Here is a 16,352-nt window from a genome sequence, read left to right on the forward strand (position 1 = left end):
TGTATGTTGCTTATTAATTATATAGTTTGCTTAAATATATATATAATAAATTCTAGTCAATAGTATGAGTGTTTTATATAAGAGTGTTACTAGAGGCTTTGTTTTAGGAGAAAATATATGAAAAAGACTTTATACGAATATAAAGATAAAATAATGAAATTACCATTAAAAGATAAATATACTAAAGAGGAGTTATTGATTGATGATTTTTTAGTAGATAAGGAAAATAATATAGAAATATATTATGCAACACATAATGAATATTTAAATCCAAAGGCTAAAGTATTTATCATTGGGATAACTCCAGGTTTTCAGCAAATGAGTACAGCTATTGCAACTGCTAGGAAAGAGTTTGAATTAGGGAGAGATATTAAAGAGATTCAATATAAGTGTAAGGTAGCAGGAAGATTTAGTGGAGTAATAAGAAAAAACATAATAAGTATGCTAGATGAAATAACATTAAATAAAGCCTTAAATATTGAAAGTTGTAGCGAGTTATTTAATGAAAAGGATTATTTATTACATACAGTATCACTAATACCTTACCCTGTTTTTGTGAAAAAGCAAAATTATTCTGGTCATACACCTAAATTAATAAAAAGTGGTTTTTTAATGAAATATGTTTATGATAATTTTATTGATGAATTTAATAGTTTGGATAACCATGAAGAAATTTTATTAATACCATTAGGTAAAGCGGTAGAAGAGGTTTTACTTGAATTAGAAAGCAAGGGGGTTATAAATAAGGAACAAATACTGAAAGACTTTCCTCATCCTTCAGGTGCTAACGTAAATAGAATAACGCAATTAAAAGATAATAAAAGTAATATGATTGGATTTATTAATAAATTGCATTTTAGATAATTAAAAAGTAAAATGATAGATATAATGTAATAAAAAGGAGGGGATTTTATGACAACACCTGCTAATAATGCATAGCAAGGCTATTGCATTAAATAATAAGATAAATGAATAGCCTTTGCTTAAACCTAAATAAAATATAAATTTAGGAGGGCATTATGTGCTATATAAAAGCAAAAGAGGTATTACCTCTAGAAATAATCGAGTTAATTCAAAAATATATAGATGGAGAATATATTTATATTCCAAAGAAAGAATGTAATAGACAGCAATGGGGAAGCAATACAACTAGTAGAGATGAAATTAATTCAAGAAACTCTAATATTTTTAAGGAGTATACTAATGGGGTAAGCAGGAAGGACCTTGCTGAAAAGTACTTTTTATCAAAAAAGAGTATTGATAGAATAATTTTAAAAGAAAATATTAAGTAATTACCTAGGAAATTATGCTTATTAAAAAGTAAGATATAATAGTAAAATTAGCGAGAAAGTGAAATTGTTACAAATAAAAGGAAATAGTCAAGAAATTAATAAAGAACGAAAATAAGAAAAGTAGTGATTTGTAAGTTGTAAGGGTGAAAATAAGATTGAAATAATCTAAAATAAAATTAAGAAATTAGATAAAAAGCAAATAATAAAAGGAATATAGAGGTGATTACCCTTATATTCCTTTTATTATTAAGAAATTAATCAAATGATTTATTTATTCAAGTCCTTCCCAGTAAATCCTAGGGGTAAAAGTTCTTCTAATGTATATTCTTTAAATTCTTCTTTATTTTTAGCAAGATAAATTTTAAAAGTCTTTGGATCACAAAACTCTGCAATTACTTGTCTACATACTCCACAAGGAGCACAGTATTCAGTTTCTTCGGCATCTGCCATATTACCTACTATTGCAATTGCTTGGAATTCATGTTGTCCTTCAGATACAGCTTTAAAAAAAGCAGTTCTTTCAGCACAGTTTGTCGGAGTAAAAGCCGCATTTTCTATATTACAACCTAAATATATTTTACCGTTTGTACCAAGTAATGCTGCACCAACATTAAAGTTAGAGTAAGGAGTATAAGCAAACTTTTGAGCTTCATAAGCCTTTTCAACTAATAATTTTGCATCAATCATAAATTTCACCTGACACTTTCCATAATAATTCATTTATCAGTACCTATAAATAGTATGTATCAATAAATGGATTATTATTATAGCATTTAAAATTTAGGATGTATATAATACTTTGTAAATTGAACGGTTTTATTATATAAAAAGTCATATTTTCACCATATTTTATATGTATAGTATATTAGTGATAGGGAGATTAAAGGTGTTTATAAAATATAAAATTGAGTGCAATAGAGCTTTTTTAAATAATATAAGTATATTTAATTTTAGAATGATAAGTCATAACTATAATGATAATATAGTGAATTTTGCAAGTAAGAACTTGAGGCAAATAAATATATAGTGATATTAATATGAAGTTTTACGTGAAAATGAAAATATATATTAAAAATGAGTACAATATAAATATATAAAGTTTTATTAAGGAGGAAGTAGAATGAAGAAAAGAATACTAATTATTACTATCATAGCAACTTTTGTGATTTCACTTACAGCATGTGGATATAAGAAGCCATCTAATGATAATAAAAGCAATGGCAGTGAGTCTATAGATATTGACAAAGATACGAGCAAAGATATAAGTAAAGACTCATCTAAGAATACTTCGCCTAAGGACAGAGAGTCTGATAATGGAAACTTAGGTGAGAGTAATACTAAAAATGTAGATAATTATAAAGGTGACTTATTAAATAATATAAAAAATAAGGCCCAAAGTGGAATGGTTATAAACAGTGAATTTAAAGCAAAAGATGGTGTTATCGATGAAGTTAATAATGCTTATGGTAAGGAAGATGCTTCAAACTATATAGCTGAAGCTAAAGGGGTTTATTATACTTTTGAAAGTAAAAACTTAGCATTTGGATGCAATAAAGGAGCTCAAATATTTGAAGTAAGATCTTTTGATAAATCATTAAAAGATTTAAACTTACAAGATATAATATCATATTTTGGAGAACCACAGTATGAAGTTATAACAGATTTAAACGAAAGAATAATTGGGTATAAGGTAAATGATGATTTCAAATTATTATTTGTTTTTTCAGATAGTAAAAATGAAAAGGCTGTTTTAGATCACTATTCAGTTTTATATCCTCGTGGAACTGTTAATAGTATGGCCGATGATCCAGGAAGAGAGTGGTAGTACATCAATCTTGGATTATATAATATATTAAATAAAATAAAAGGATTATGGCCTACCATAATCCTTTTATTCTCATATAAATATATCATAACTTAGTAAATACATAAATTATTGTCTTGAAAGATATAGTTTCTTTTCTACATCTATAAAGATACCTGCTAGAACTCCATATGTTTTTTCCCAAGCTTCCATGATTTCATCTGTTGCAGCATCACCTAAAACTTGTTTGATTGCAAATAATAGGTTACTTCCTATTATTGGGTAATGTTCTTCTTTAACGCCTGCATTACAGTGAATTTCTGAAATTCTATTTACTACAGGCATAATTGCTGGTAAGTTATCTATGTTTTGTGCAGAAGCTAATATTGCCATAGCTAGAGCCTTAGGTTGTTCACCTGATTCTTGTTTGTCCATATTAAATAGTGATTTAATTTCTGGATTTTTTTCAAACATATTTTTATAAAATGTTGTAGTTATTTCTACTCCATGAGTTTTTAATACTGGTACTGTACTTTTAATTATATCAATTGTTTTTTGATCTAACATATTAATTCACCTTCAATAAAAAATATTAATAGATATTATTAATAAATAACATCTATTGTTTAACTAAATTTTAGCACTATAAAAAAATATATTCAAATATCATAAAAGCTTAATTAACTTAATATTTTTATAAAATTTTAAAACATATGGATTAAGCTTTTTTATGCTTAAGATTATAAAATTAAAAGTATTATATTTTTGTATTGACATTAACGCTACGTAATCCTTTATTATTAAATTGTCAGGAGGTAATGATATGGAATATACAATTAAAAAGCTAGCTGAATTGGCAGGGGTAAGTACTAGAACCCTTAGATATTATGATGAAATAGGATTATTAAAGCCTTGTAGAGTTAATTCTTCTGGATATCGTATTTATGCACAGAAAGAAGTGGATTTATTACAACAGATTTTACTTTATAGGTCATTAGATATGAAATTAGAAGATATACAAGAAATAATAACTAATCCTGATTTTGATATTTGCCAATCTTTAATTGAACATCACCAAAGACTTATTTCTAGACGAAATCAACTTGATCAATTGATTTTAACTGTAGAAAAAACATTAGAATATAATAAGGGAGAGATAGAAATGTCAAATAAAGAGAAATTTGAGGGTTTTAAAAAGGAAAAACTACAAGAAAATGAAAGTAAATACGGAAAAGAAATTAGAGAAAAGTACGGTTCTGAAATTGTAGAAGAATCAAATAAAAAGTTTATGAATATGACTGAAGAAAATTTTAAAAAGATGCAAAGTATAGAAAATGAAATGTTTGAGGATTTGCTTGAAGTTTTAAATACAGGAGATTTAGATTCGGAAAAAGCTAAAAGTGTTTATGAAAAGCATAAAGCTTGGTTAAGCTTTTCTTGGTCTAGTTACTCAAAAGAAGCTCATATTGGATTAGCAGAAATGTATGTTGCCGATGAAAGGTTTGCAAAATATTATAATGATAGAGCTGGTAGGGAAGTAGTTACTACGCTAAGAGATATTATTGTGAAGTATGCAAGATAATTAGTATTAGCATTGTAAATTTACTTCAATATATAAATGAAATATTGAGGACGTAGAAATGGTAATAGTTACGTATTTTAATCTATAAGCAAGTAAAATCAATGGATTAAAAGGGGCTCGCGTTTCGCGAGCCCCTTAAGAATTCCAGAAATTTATATGAAGAAATATTATTTTAAATTTAAGTGAGACAATACTGAATGTGGGATTATTTATATAGCTTTCATCAAATTTTCTTTAATAATAATAAAGTTATTAATAAGTGGCAGACAAATTATTTTTAATTAATTTCATAAAAGTATCTGGAGTAACAATTCTAACCTTGGGATTACTATTTATTTTATTAACAACATGTTGAACATTATCCATAGTTTTACTCCATACATGAACATAAACAAATGTATATGATTCTGGATCTTTAATATTTGTATAACCTAATTCAACTCTAGAATTAATTTTATTAATTAGTTCTTCCTCATCTTCTAAGCCTTCCCAAAGTAAATCACGACAAGATACTACAGGTTTATTATTAGACCAAATTATTTTACTTTCATAATTATTATTTTTTTTATAATCAAGATAGAACAAACCATCGATATTTGAACAAGTAGTATATTTGTCCCATAAAGGTTCATTATATAAAGAGTTATCATCGATTACTAATACATATTCTTGATCAACTTGTTTCATGTAGTTATTTAGCCTTTGGATATAATTATCTAATTTGTATTCAGGAAATTTACTAGGATATATATATCCATTCCCAGAAGGAGAAACAAGATAATAATCTGAATACTTTGATGAACTTGCACTTTCATAATACTTTTTAAATACTGTTGGTGCTAAATAATAAAGAGAAGGGCTTAGTGACCAACCTAAATTAAAATTTCCTCTATTTTTTGAACCATACCATTTTTTTGAACCATAATTGCTTCCTAATAGCCATTGTTGGTTATCTCCATCAGACATAATAAAAGTTACATAATGAACATTATTTTCTTCAGGAAATTCATTGTGAGTTTTTTGAGTTTGTGTGGTAATAGGAAATGAGCTCAATACGGATAGATTACAAGACCAATCTGCAGCGATGGTATCTACCCCATATTTTGATGCTATACTTACGTTATTAAATTCATCAGGTCCCCATCCTAAGCAACGAGCAATATTATCCATGGAGCTAAATATATCTTTTCTTAATGAAAAATCATTTACGTTATTTTCATAGAATATAAGTGATTTTGACATTATTGCATAATCTCTTAAAGCCATAGACTTTTCAGGAGATAGTTCTATAACTGTAGTATGATTTAGTCCTGAATTCCATAGGTTTTTATAAGCCCAGTATTTATCTGTATTCCTGCAATCTTCAATTAGATTATCTATCCCATAAGTTTTAACTTTAGATTCTAGAGATTCATCAATAGGTAATGAGTTTTTTAATGATGCAAGAGAACAGGCATTGTTAATGGAGTAGGGATTTGAATTATTATATAATATGTAACCAGTGATATTAGATTTAAATATATTTAATAGCCTCCAGGGGTCTAAAATATTTTCATAACTAATATTATAATTTTTATTTAGATTATCTAACCATAATTTGTAGTCAGGTTCATTAGTAGGAAGAATATAAATTTGAAATTCAGATTTGCTTGATATAATGCCTTGAAGAGCAGAAATCATAGTCTGCTCTTCTTTACTCATATTAGTTTCAGAAATTACATATAAATGTTCAGGTATAATAGATTTTTTAATGTAATAATCATCTAGATTATCTGTAAAGTTTTGATAATTGCTAGAATGAGTATTTTTAGATACATAATTATTATAAAAATTATTTAAAAACTTAAAATGATTGCCACTATAAAAGTCTTGAGCATTTTTATCACTCATTTTTGATAATACTACTTGGCGTTTAATAATATCATTCAAACTTACGTCTTTATAATTTTTCATAATATCGTACATTATCATAAAAGTAGTAGTTCTTCCTATTCCTGCTTTGCAATGAAAATGGAGCCAAGCGTTATCAGGTAATTTATTAACAAAGTCAATGAAATAATCTACCATATCATCAGTAGGTACTTGCCCATCTGTTACAGGAATGCGAACATATCCGATTTCCTTTGATTTAGTAAGCTCAAGTTCACTTTGAACAGATTTAGGAACTACAGTTTCTTTATTATTATGAAAGGTAATAGGAGTATCAAGCTTGATGGATTTTAAAAGTTTATTTTCAGTAGATAATACTTCAGGTAAGCTTAATCCTTTATTAGCACTATTATCTGAGTTTTTCCAACTTACAGCTATTCCATTTATAAAACCATGAGATTCCTGCCTTAAATCAACAGAAATTATAGAAAAGTTATCAGGTATGGAAGCTTTTATTAAAGAAAGAGCAGATTCGGAGAATTGAGCGCTTCCAGACATATTTAATTTATCTAAACCTTTTAAATTAATATCCTGATTTTCTTTGAGAGTTATTTCATCAGGGATCTTTCGAAAGTGATTAGGTAAAGAATTATTATTTGCAGAGTCTTCTACTAGATTTACATCTGAAGCTGCTTTAGGATAATAGCTAATATGTACAAATGAGTAGAGTATGGTTAAGAGTATTATGGAACAAAACTTAAGAGTCTTTTTCATAGGTAAGCACCTCACATACAATATTATTTGATATGTATTATGATTAGTAGGAGTAGATTAGTTTATTCACGATATTAGTAAGATGGGATAAAAAAGATAAATACAACCTTGGAAGTATTTGTGCAAAATGTTATAATTTATAAGGTATAATATACGATTATTTTTAAATGCTAAATAAACTAGAAAAAAGGGGAAAGATAGATGAAGAGGGGAATATATTATGAAGCTAATTATAAATGCTGATGATTTTGGATTTAGTAGGGGAGTTAACTATGGAATAATTGATGCATATAGAAATGGAGTTGTAAGAAGCACTTCAATAATGGCAGGAATGCCAGGGTTTGATCATGCAGTTGAATTATTAGAGGAATGTCCCAATCTAGGATGTGGGGTTCATCTAACTTTATCTGCATATAAACCTGTATTGGATTCGCATAAAACAATAGTAGATGAAAATGGATTTTTCTATAAGAGGATAAATCCAGATGAGGATGTAGAGGGGTTTGATCTAGAGGAAATATACAAAGAGTTTTGCGCTCAAATTGAAAAAGTTAAAAGTAGGGGAATTGAAATAACTCATTTAGATTCACATCATCATGTTCATACATTTGAGTTTTTGAAGCCTGTTATGGAAAAGTTATTAGAAAAATACAATCTTCCTATAAGAGGGGGACTATGTTATGAATTAGATTATGATAAAATAATTCCTTATGATGGACTTTTTTATAATGAGACTGTTAATATAGATGCCTTTAAGCAATTGAAAAGCAAACTGGAGAAATATGAAATTTTAGAAACTATGAGCCATCCAGCGTATGTTGATAGCTTTATTATGGAAACAAGCTCTTATAACATAAAAAGAGCAGAAGAATTAAAAATACTTACATCTAAAGAACTTAAAGAGCTTATTGAGTCTATGGGAATAGAGCTTTGTAATTATAAGAATAGTTTAAAATAGAACTTAAAACCGCATCATTAATTTCGATGCGGTTTTATTTTTTAGAATAATACAATGTATAACATCAAATAATAATTAAGGAAGTTTACAGAATATAAATTTGTTGTGAAAATAATTTTTAAAAAAATACTTGAATTAAAATTGTTTTCATGGTAATATGTAAATGTATTCAGAAGAAAATGATTTTAAAGAAACAAAAGAAATAAAAAATTTTTTCAATAATAGAGGAGGCATATAAATGTTCAAGCAATTACAAAAAATTGGGAAAGCCTTTATGTTACCAATTGCTATATTACCAGCAGCTGGTTTATTACTTGGTATAGGGGGAGCATTATCAAACCCTAATACTGTACAAGCTTATCCATTTTTAAATATTTCTTGGTTACAAGGAATTTTCTCAATTATGTCATCTGCAGGAGATGTAGTATTTTCAAATTTAGCACTTATTATGTGTATAGGTCTTTCAGTAGGTCTTGCTAAAAGGGATAAGGGTACTGCAGGACTTGCAGGTGCAGTTTCATTCTTAGTTATGAATGCATCAATTAAAGGAATGATTACAGCTTTTAACCCAGCGGTTGAATCAATAGATACAGGTGTTGTTGGAGCTATAGTAATTGGATTAACGGTATCATATCTTCATAATAAATATGGAAATATTCAATTACCAGCTGTTTTAGGATTCTTTGGAGGATCAAGATTTGTACCAATAGTTTCTTCATTCTCAGCAATTTTTATTGGCGCTATATTCTTTTTAATATGGCCAACATTCCAAGGATGGTTAGTTTCAGCAGGTAATGCAATATCTGGATTAGGACCAATAGGAACATTCTTATATGGGTTCTTGTTAAGATTAACAGGAGCAATCGGATTACACCATATGATTTACCCACTATTCTGGTACACAGAATTAGGTGGAATTGCAACAGTTGCAGGTCAAACAGTTACAGGAGCGCAAAATATATTCTTTGCACAATTAGCAGATCCAAACCATACTGGATTGTTTACAGAAGGAACAAGATTCTTTGCAGGACGTTTTGCTACAATGATGTTTGGATTACCAGGAGCATGTTTAGCTATGTATCATTGTGTACCTAAAGCAAAGAGAAAGTTAGTTGGTGGATTATTCTTAGGTGCGGCAATAACATCATTTGTTACTGGTATAACTGAGCCAATCGAGTTCATGTTCTTATTCGTTGCACCATGGTTATATGTAGTTCACGCATTCTTTGATGGATTATCATTCTTTATAGCAGATATACTAAATATATCAATTGGTAATACATTCTCAGGTGGATTAATAGACTTTACATTATTTGGAGTTCTTCAAGGCAATGATAAAACAAACTGGATATATGTATTAATAGTAGGAGTAATTTGGTTTGCATTATACTACTTCACATTTAGATTCTTAATAACTAAGTTTAATGTTATGACTCCAGGTAGAGAAGAAGATAGTGAAGAAGTTAAAGTTGTTACAAAAGATAGTATGAATGAAACAGCAGCTCAAATTTTAGAAGCATTAGGCGGAGAAGAAAATTTAGATGATGTCGATGCATGTATAACAAGATTAAGAGTAGCTGTAAAAGATGTAAGTAAAGTAGATAAGGATAGGATTAAAGCTTTAGGAGCAACTGCTGTTTTAGAAGTTAAAGGCGGAATTCAAGCAATATTTGGAGCAAAAGCAGATCCATTAAAGCAAAAAATAAATGAAATTATAGGGAGAGAGTAATAAGAGTGAAAGTAATAGATAGAGGATTAATCGTATCATGTCAAGCACTAGCAAATGAACCACTACACAGCTCTTATATAATGAGTAGAATGGCTGTAGCAGCTAAGGAAGGTGGAGCTATAGGTATAAGAGCCAATAGTGTTCAAGATATTGTTGCTATAAAGAAAGAAGTTGATTTACCTGTAATAGGTATAATAAAAATAGATTATGAAAATATGAAGCCATATATAACTCCAACAATGAAGGAAGTTGATGAACTTGTAGAAACTGGAGTTGATGTTATAGCTTTAGATGCTACAATAAATCAAGATGAGGAATTTTTAAAGGAAATCTTTAAAAAGTACCCTGAACAAAAATTTATGGCAGATATATCAACTATAGAAGAAGGCTTAAGAGCTGGGGAATTAGGATTCCATTATGTTGGAACTACTTTGGTTGGATATACAGAGCATTCTAAGGGAATGAATAATTTTGAAGTGTTAGAAGCTTTAATAAAAGATTGTAAATCAGAAGTAATAGCAGAAGGAAACTTTGATACTCCTGAAAAGGCAAGACTTGCTTTAGAAAAAGGAGCTTGTGCTGTTGTAGTTGGTAGTGCAATAACAAGACCACAATTAATAACAAAGAAATTCAATGATGAAATTTTAAAAGCATTATAATACTTATGAGGTAGAGGCATAGATCTCTACCTCTTTTATTTAGTCTATTTTAATGTTATTCTAAATATATAAATTATAAATTAATACGTATATCAGATTATGGAGGATATTAAGTGGATATTTTATGTGAGGTACAAAGAAAGTATAATGAATTTTCTGGTAAGGAAAAAGACATAGCAGACTATATTATGCAACATGCCGATAAAATTAAAAATATAAATATTACTGATTTAGCGAAGGAAATAGGAACATCAGGTGCCACAATAACAAGATTTGCTAAGAAAATCGGATGTGATAGCTTTGTAGATATGAAAATAAAGCTTGGATCCAATAAGGTAGAAGTGCCTATAAATGATGAAGATGGCATATTTGCATATACATATCAGTATTATAATGAAGTTATACAAAGAACTAAGATGTTAATTGATAAAGAAGAAATATTCAAGATTGTAAATGAAATAAAGAAAGCTAAGAATATATATATTTACGGTGTTGGTAGCTCAGGATTAACAGGGGAAGAAATGATGCAAAGGCTTTTAAGAATGGGATTTAATGTACATTGTATTTCAGATTCTCATATGATGATTATAAATAGCTCTATAGTATCGGAAAATGATTTAGTTATAGGAATTTCTATATCTGGAGAAACACAAGAAGTAATACACTCTTTAAGAAAATCAAAGGAAAATGGGGCGAAAATAGTTTCAATTACAGGCTTTGAAGGAAGCACAATAAGTAAATATTCAGATATAAAATGTATAGTGTATAATCCTAATTTTGTAGACAGAAGTAAATTTATCAATACTCAGTTTTCTGCAATGTATCTTCTTGATTTAATATCTATGGTATTGTTAAAGGATATTAATTTAAGTAATAAAATGCAAACAACTATTAATGCAATTATTAATAACTAATAAAAAGCTGCTATCAAATTTAATAGCAGCTTTTTATCATAAATACTAACATAAAGTTATTTTATAAACTGTCCAGTTCTCCCCATGTTATATGCAGTTTTTATCATAGATTTTTCTTCGACAGTTAGCTCTTTATTATACATCTTACTAAATTGATTAAATAAAGCATTAGTATCAAGCTTAACCTTAGATTTATTTACTCTATTATTATCATTATATACTTTAGGAGTTATTGAAGGGTTATAAATTTTTTTATAAACTTCATATGTATAAAAGGCATCATAAAAAGCATCATGAAAGTTATCTTCAAAATCTATGTTTAAAAGTTCAACAGCAGTTTTCAATCCAATTTGTGTTCCCTTCTGAAGAGTGAAGAACTTAGAGGTATATTTTTGAACATCAATATATCTACTAGGAAATAATGAAGCTTGTAAATTATTAAACTTTATATTTCTTATAAATTCTTTTATATCTGATTTTCCCCATACACATAAAATTGACTCCTCATTTCCTATAAAGCTTAAAAATCTTTTATAAACACTAGAAAATGTTTCGCAGTTTGATAGCATATCTTTATTAATTTTAGTTATGTTTTCCACGTAGGGATTAATATCAGTATAAACTATAGGTCTTACTAGCTCGTTGAACTTTGATATTATTTCTAGGTTTTCATTAAGTTTTACAGCTCCAATCTGGATTATCTCAAATGGAAGTTGCTTCATAGTGGCATCGATGGATTTATCATTATTTCTATCACTAGTATTACTCGATATGTATTTTTGATTAAATTCTAAATCATATACTATATAATTCATTAAAAATCCTTTCTTAATCTATAAGTATTTATCACATATTTATATTGTAGCCATTTTATTATGTAAATTATATTAATTTCTATAAAGAGTATATCAAAAACTAATATATTTAAATATTATGAAGTATAAGTAATCAAAAGGGATTAGGGAATGTACAAGAAAGGAGATTTTCATATTCACTCAACGGAATCAGATGGTGAGCTAAAACCTGGAGAAATAGTATTGTTAGCAAAGGAAAGAAGAGTAGATATGATTGCATTAACAGACCATAATACTGTAAATGGGAATAAACAAGCTGTTAAGGTTGGTCAAATACATGGTGTAAGAGTAATACCAGGAATAGAGTTATCTACTAGATTTAAGGGTAGTAAGGTTCATATATTAGGTTATTTTACTGATGAAGTATATCAAAGTGATGAATTTAAAATGATTTTAAATAATTTAAATACTAGAAAATTCAAGGCATGTCAAATTTATTTTAAAGGAAAGCTAAGCTTTAAATCGGAGGGAGGAAAGATATCAACTTCAGCTGGGATAGATTTTTTACATCATTATAATGCAAAGGTAGTTTTGGCTCATCCTACATTACTTGATAGAAGGATTTTTGAACAAATAATAAATTTGAATTTCGATGGGATAGAAGCAAAGTATTATAGAAACAGGGAAAATGAAACAGAGTATTTTATAAATATCACAAAGGAAAAGAATATAATATACACAGCTGGTTCTGATTTTCATTCATTAAAAAAAGTTGATTTAAAGCATGGAACTTTAGGACAAATATATCTAGAAGAGGAAGAGATAGATAACTTTTTAAAGATATTAAATTTAAATTAATAGTATTCTGTGATTTTTAAAATTAGTTCTTGTTTATAGCACATTTTAAATTTATGAGAATAAAATACTATAATAATAATTTTAGAAGGTGTTAGATTGTCAAAAGGAAATATATTAGTAAGATTGTTTAGAGTAAAAGATTTATTACCAATATCAAAAGGAAATATTGTTATTAGTAATTCAGAAACTGGAGACATAGCTTATGAAAAAGAAGATGCTTTTGATATAAGTGGGCGAAGTGAGTTAATATCAGTAGATACACCTTATAGTGGAATGTTAAGGGAACCTTATGAAGAAGGCGAAAGTAAAAATATATATTCAATATACAATATAAGGGTTACTTCTGATGGATATAAGGACGTTATAGTAGAAGGAGTTAGTGTATTTGAAGGAATAACTTCTATACAAAATATAGAAATGGAAGAGAAAAGTGTTGAACTAGGGATGATGAGATCTTATAGAGAAACAGTTAAGCGGGAGCAACAACCGGATGAGAAGTCAACTAGGGATATGCAGAGAAGTTTAGTAAGTACACCTTTTACTTTCTCAAATGTATTTATACCTGAATTTATAACTGTTCATTTAGGAGCACCTAATGTAAATGCAGAAAATGTTACAGTAAGGTTTATAGACTATATTAAAAATGTGGCTTCTTCTGAGATATATCCTACCTGGCCTGAAGAGGCAATAAGGGCTAATGTATATTGCCAGATTTCTTTTGCATTGAATAGGGTATATACAGAATGGTACAGAAATATGGGATATTCATTTCAAATAACAAATTCAACTGCATATGATCAATTTTTTGTAAAAAATAGAAATATATTTGAGAATATAAGCAAGATAGTAGATGAAATTTTTAATCAGTATATTAGAACAATAGGGAATAAGACACCATTTTTTGCTCAGTATTGTAATGGGACAACTGTAAAATGTGAGGGATTATCACAATGGGGGACTGTAGACTTGGCTAATTCGGGTATGTCTGCATTGGAGATAATAAAGTATTATTTTGGACAGGATAAGGAGCTTGTAAGAGCTGAGCTTGTTGAAGGAGTTCCTGAATCATATCCTGGTTATGTAATGAGACTTAATGATATAAATGAGAATATTAAAACAATACAAAAAAGATTAAATAGGATATCAAAGAATTTCCCTGCTATTCCTAAGATATATCCTGAAGACGGAAAATTTGGTAAGGAAACAGAAAATGCTGTTAAAGTATTTCAAAAAGTATTTAATTTGACTTCAGATGGAGTTGTAGGTAGAGCTACTTGGTATAAAATATCTAGTATTTATGTTGGAGTAAAGAGATTAGCAGAATTAGGTCAAGAACCAGAAGAAGACCCAGGAAATGCAGGAGCCCCAGGAGACACAGGCGATATAGGATTAGATGGTAAGTATCCAGGCTATTTATTGAAGTATGGGTTAAAAGGAGATAAGGTAAAGGAATTACAGCATTATTTATGGAATATTTCGAATAAATATAATATACCTAGTATAGCAATTGATGGAATATTTGGTGATGGAACAAGAGCGGCTGTTGTAGCATTTCAAAGGTTATTTGAGCTATCACAGGATGGAATAGTTGGACCAAATACATGGAATAAAATATTGAAAATATATAATTCACTTTCAAAGAGAAGTATGTAATAGCTATAAATAAAGTAATGATGACTAAATACAGAGAGGTATATGGCGTAATTGCTGAATATTTATGATTATTATAAAGATACAGGAAGTATATCAATTACATTTATAAGAATAATTGCATATTATATTATAACTTAAAATATTTTAAATTCTAACATTAGAGGAGAGGATGATATGCAATCAATAAGCGCTGGAAAATACAAAGGAATAGATATATCAAGTTGGCAAGGTGAGGTTAATTTTAATCAAGTAAGTAATAGTGGAGTTCAAGTTGTATATATAAAGGCAACAGAAGGAGACTATTATTTAAATCCTAGAGCAGATGAGTATTATTCAGGGGCTAGAAGTAACAATATGTTAATAGGATTTTACCATTTCTTTAGACCAAGAGTAGATGCAAAGACTCAAGCTAATTATTTTTCAAGCTATGTAAAAGGAAAGAGTTTCAATTGCAGATTGGCTTTAGATATTGAAGTAGCAGATGGGTATGGAGCATCTGAGTTATCTAGCATGTGTGTGACATTTTTAGAAGAGGTTAAAAGACTTACAGGAAGAGATGTGGTAGTGTACACATATACTCACTTCGCAAGGACAAATCTTACAAGTAGCTTAGCAAAATACCCATTATGGATAGCAAATTATGATGTTACTACACCTGGTGATAACCCTATATGGAATAGGTGGGTAGGATTCCAATATTCTGAAACAGGAACTGTACCAGGGATAAGTGGGTACTGTCCTTTAGATGTATTCACAGATGGGATATTATTATCAGGAGTTACACCTAATGTTCCAGGTACAAATCAAGGGGGAACAACTACAACTTATACAGTTCAATCTGGAGATACTCTATCAGGAATAGCACAAAGATACGGAACAACATGGGAACATTTAGCACAAATAAATAATATAAGCGATCCAAATTTGATATATCCAGGACAAGTTCTAAAGATTGGTTCAGGTAGTTCAGCAGGAAGCACATCAGGAGGGACAAGGATAACTTATATAGTAAAGGATGGAGATACTCTATCAGGAATAGCACAAATGTATGGAACAACAGCTGAGAGGCTAGCACAGATAAATAATATAAGTGACCCAAATTTAATATACCCAGGAGAAACAATAGTAATAAGCAATGGATCATCAAATAATTCAGTAAAAAGTTATATAGTAAAAGAGGGAGACACTTTATCAGAAATAGCACAAAGATACGGAACAACATGGGAACACTTAGCAAAAATAAACAATATAAGCGATCCAAATTTAATATATCCAGGAGAAACAATTAGAATAAATTAGGAATAAAAAATAATTAAATATAATGGACTTACTTTTAATATAAATTATTAGTAAGTTCATTTTTTATGAATTGAGTTTATACAATTGGAAAAATGAATTCATATAATATTTAGTAATATATAATTATCCATTAAAATTTTTTATAAAGATGAACAAAAGCTAGTCAA

At 28.5% G+C, this 16,352-nt stretch carries 15 protein-coding genes; 11 read left to right on the forward strand and 4 right to left on the reverse strand.

Annotated elements, in window-relative coordinates; all coding sequences use genetic code 11:
- Window positions 1-117: 117 nt before the first annotated feature.
- Window positions 118-864 carry a hypothetical protein gene (locus tag I2E83_RS15460; protein ID WP_195266023.1) on the forward strand — a complete coding sequence of 249 codons (747 nt, stop codon included), beginning with the start codon at window positions 118-120 and terminating at the stop codon, window positions 862-864.
- A 155-nt stretch (window positions 865-1,019) separates the two neighbouring features.
- A complete protein-coding gene (locus I2E83_RS15465; RefSeq protein ID WP_195266025.1) occupies window positions 1,020-1,292 on the forward strand; it encodes a CD3324 family protein in 273 nt (90 codons plus the stop codon).
- Between the two features lie 267 nt (window positions 1,293-1,559).
- On the opposite strand, the gene cdd is transcribed toward I2E83_RS15465, so the two are convergent.
- Window positions 1,560-1,979: a cytidine deaminase gene (gene cdd, locus I2E83_RS15470; RefSeq protein ID WP_195266026.1), complete on the reverse strand. Its 420-nt coding sequence runs from the start codon at window positions 1,977-1,979 to the stop codon at window positions 1,560-1,562.
- A 433-nt stretch (window positions 1,980-2,412) separates the two neighbouring features.
- Here cdd and I2E83_RS15475 point away from each other — a divergent pair, with 433 nt between their 5' ends.
- The gene (locus tag I2E83_RS15475) at window positions 2,413-3,117 is read left to right on the forward strand and encodes a YjgB family protein (RefSeq protein ID WP_195266028.1); all 705 of its coding nucleotides are present in this window, start codon (window positions 2,413-2,415) and stop codon (window positions 3,115-3,117) included.
- Between the two features lie 108 nt (window positions 3,118-3,225).
- Here the strand turns inward: I2E83_RS15475 and I2E83_RS15480 are convergent, their stop codons facing one another.
- Window positions 3,226-3,663, reverse strand: a complete 438-nt coding sequence (locus tag I2E83_RS15480; RefSeq protein WP_195266030.1) for a globin domain-containing protein — start codon at window positions 3,661-3,663, stop codon at window positions 3,226-3,228.
- Window positions 3,664-3,919: 256 nt separating this feature from the next.
- On the opposite strand from I2E83_RS15480, the gene I2E83_RS15485 reads away from it, so the two are divergent.
- Entirely contained in the window at window positions 3,920-4,678 is a 759-nt protein-coding gene (locus I2E83_RS15485; RefSeq protein ID WP_195266032.1) for a MerR family transcriptional regulator, read from the forward strand.
- A 252-nt stretch (window positions 4,679-4,930) separates the two neighbouring features.
- Here the strand turns inward: I2E83_RS15485 and I2E83_RS15490 are convergent, their stop codons facing one another.
- Window positions 4,931-7,321 carry a GxGYxYP domain-containing protein gene (locus I2E83_RS15490; protein WP_195266034.1) on the reverse strand — a complete coding sequence of 797 codons (2,391 nt, stop codon included), beginning with the start codon at window positions 7,319-7,321 and terminating at the stop codon, window positions 4,931-4,933.
- Window positions 7,322-7,541: 220 nt separating this feature from the next.
- Here I2E83_RS15490 and chbG point away from each other — a divergent pair, with 220 nt between their 5' ends.
- The 4 genes from chbG (at window position 7,542) to I2E83_RS18255 (ending at window position 11,581) form a co-directional block, all read left to right on the forward strand.
- The gene (gene chbG / locus I2E83_RS15495) at window positions 7,542-8,279 is read left to right on the forward strand and encodes a chitin disaccharide deacetylase (protein WP_195266036.1); all 738 of its coding nucleotides are present in this window, start codon (window positions 7,542-7,544) and stop codon (window positions 8,277-8,279) included.
- Between the two features lie 238 nt (window positions 8,280-8,517).
- On the forward strand, window positions 8,518-10,008 hold the full coding sequence (locus I2E83_RS15500; protein ID WP_195266038.1) for a PTS transporter subunit EIIC: 1,491 nt from the start codon (window positions 8,518-8,520) through the stop codon (window positions 10,006-10,008).
- A gap of 5 nt (window positions 10,009-10,013) precedes the next feature.
- Window positions 10,014-10,667: an N-acetylmannosamine-6-phosphate 2-epimerase gene (locus tag I2E83_RS15505; RefSeq protein ID WP_283158576.1), complete on the forward strand. Its 654-nt coding sequence runs from the start codon at window positions 10,014-10,016 to the stop codon at window positions 10,665-10,667.
- A 113-nt stretch (window positions 10,668-10,780) separates the two neighbouring features.
- Window positions 10,781-11,581, forward strand: coding sequence for a MurR/RpiR family transcriptional regulator (locus I2E83_RS18255; RefSeq protein ID WP_195266040.1), 801 nt, complete (start codon window positions 10,781-10,783; stop codon window positions 11,579-11,581).
- A 56-nt stretch (window positions 11,582-11,637) separates the two neighbouring features.
- Here I2E83_RS18255 and I2E83_RS15515 read toward each other — a convergent pair whose 3' ends face one another.
- Window positions 11,638-12,396, reverse strand: a complete 759-nt coding sequence (locus tag I2E83_RS15515; protein ID WP_195430765.1) for a 3'-5' exonuclease — start codon at window positions 12,394-12,396, stop codon at window positions 11,638-11,640.
- A gap of 150 nt (window positions 12,397-12,546) precedes the next feature.
- Between I2E83_RS15515 and I2E83_RS15520 the strand changes: the two genes are divergently transcribed.
- The 3 genes from I2E83_RS15520 (at window position 12,547) to I2E83_RS15530 (ending at window position 16,185) form a co-directional block, all read left to right on the forward strand.
- Window positions 12,547-13,233, forward strand: coding sequence for a PHP domain-containing protein (locus I2E83_RS15520; RefSeq protein WP_195430767.1), 687 nt, complete (start codon window positions 12,547-12,549; stop codon window positions 13,231-13,233).
- 96 nt (window positions 13,234-13,329) lie between these two features.
- Complete coding sequence (locus I2E83_RS15525; protein ID WP_195430769.1) at window positions 13,330-14,886, forward strand: peptidoglycan-binding protein; 1,557 nt, start codon at window positions 13,330-13,332, stop codon at window positions 14,884-14,886.
- 174 nt (window positions 14,887-15,060) lie between these two features.
- Window positions 15,061-16,185, forward strand: a complete 1,125-nt coding sequence (locus tag I2E83_RS15530) for a LysM peptidoglycan-binding domain-containing protein (RefSeq protein ID WP_195430771.1) — start codon at window positions 15,061-15,063, stop codon at window positions 16,183-16,185.
- The last annotated feature ends 167 nt before the right edge of the window (window positions 16,186-16,352 follow it).

Source organism: Clostridium sp. D46t1_190503_E9 (genome assembly GCF_015555225.1).
Taxonomy (GTDB): domain Bacteria; phylum Bacillota; class Clostridia; order Clostridiales; family Clostridiaceae; genus Clostridium.

Bases quoted from the DNA above. Each gene is read 5' to 3' on its own strand.
- I2E83_RS15460 (WP_195266023.1), top strand. From the start codon at position 118: ATGAAAAAGACTTTATACGAATATAAAGATAAAATAATGAAATTACCA.
- I2E83_RS15465 (WP_195266025.1), top strand. From the start codon at position 1,020: ATGTGCTATATAAAAGCAAAAGAGGTATTACCTCTAGAAATAATCGAG.
- cdd (WP_195266026.1), bottom strand. From the start codon at position 1,979: ATGATTGATGCAAAATTATTAGTTGAAAAGGCTTATGAAGCTCAAAAG.
- I2E83_RS15475 (WP_195266028.1), top strand. From the start codon at position 2,413: ATGAAGAAAAGAATACTAATTATTACTATCATAGCAACTTTTGTGATT.
- I2E83_RS15480 (WP_195266030.1), bottom strand. From the start codon at position 3,663: ATGTTAGATCAAAAAACAATTGATATAATTAAAAGTACAGTACCAGTA.
- I2E83_RS15485 (WP_195266032.1), top strand. From the start codon at position 3,920: ATGGAATATACAATTAAAAAGCTAGCTGAATTGGCAGGGGTAAGTACT.
- I2E83_RS15490 (WP_195266034.1), bottom strand. From the start codon at position 7,321: ATGAAAAAGACTCTTAAGTTTTGTTCCATAATACTCTTAACCATACTC.
- chbG (WP_195266036.1), top strand. From the start codon at position 7,542: ATGAAGCTAATTATAAATGCTGATGATTTTGGATTTAGTAGGGGAGTT.
- I2E83_RS15500 (WP_195266038.1), top strand. From the start codon at position 8,518: ATGTTCAAGCAATTACAAAAAATTGGGAAAGCCTTTATGTTACCAATT.
- I2E83_RS15515 (WP_195430765.1), bottom strand. From the start codon at position 12,396: ATGAATTATATAGTATATGATTTAGAATTTAATCAAAAATACATATCG.
- I2E83_RS15520 (WP_195430767.1), top strand. From the start codon at position 12,547: ATGTACAAGAAAGGAGATTTTCATATTCACTCAACGGAATCAGATGGT.
- I2E83_RS15530 (WP_195430771.1), top strand. From the start codon at position 15,061: ATGCAATCAATAAGCGCTGGAAAATACAAAGGAATAGATATATCAAGT.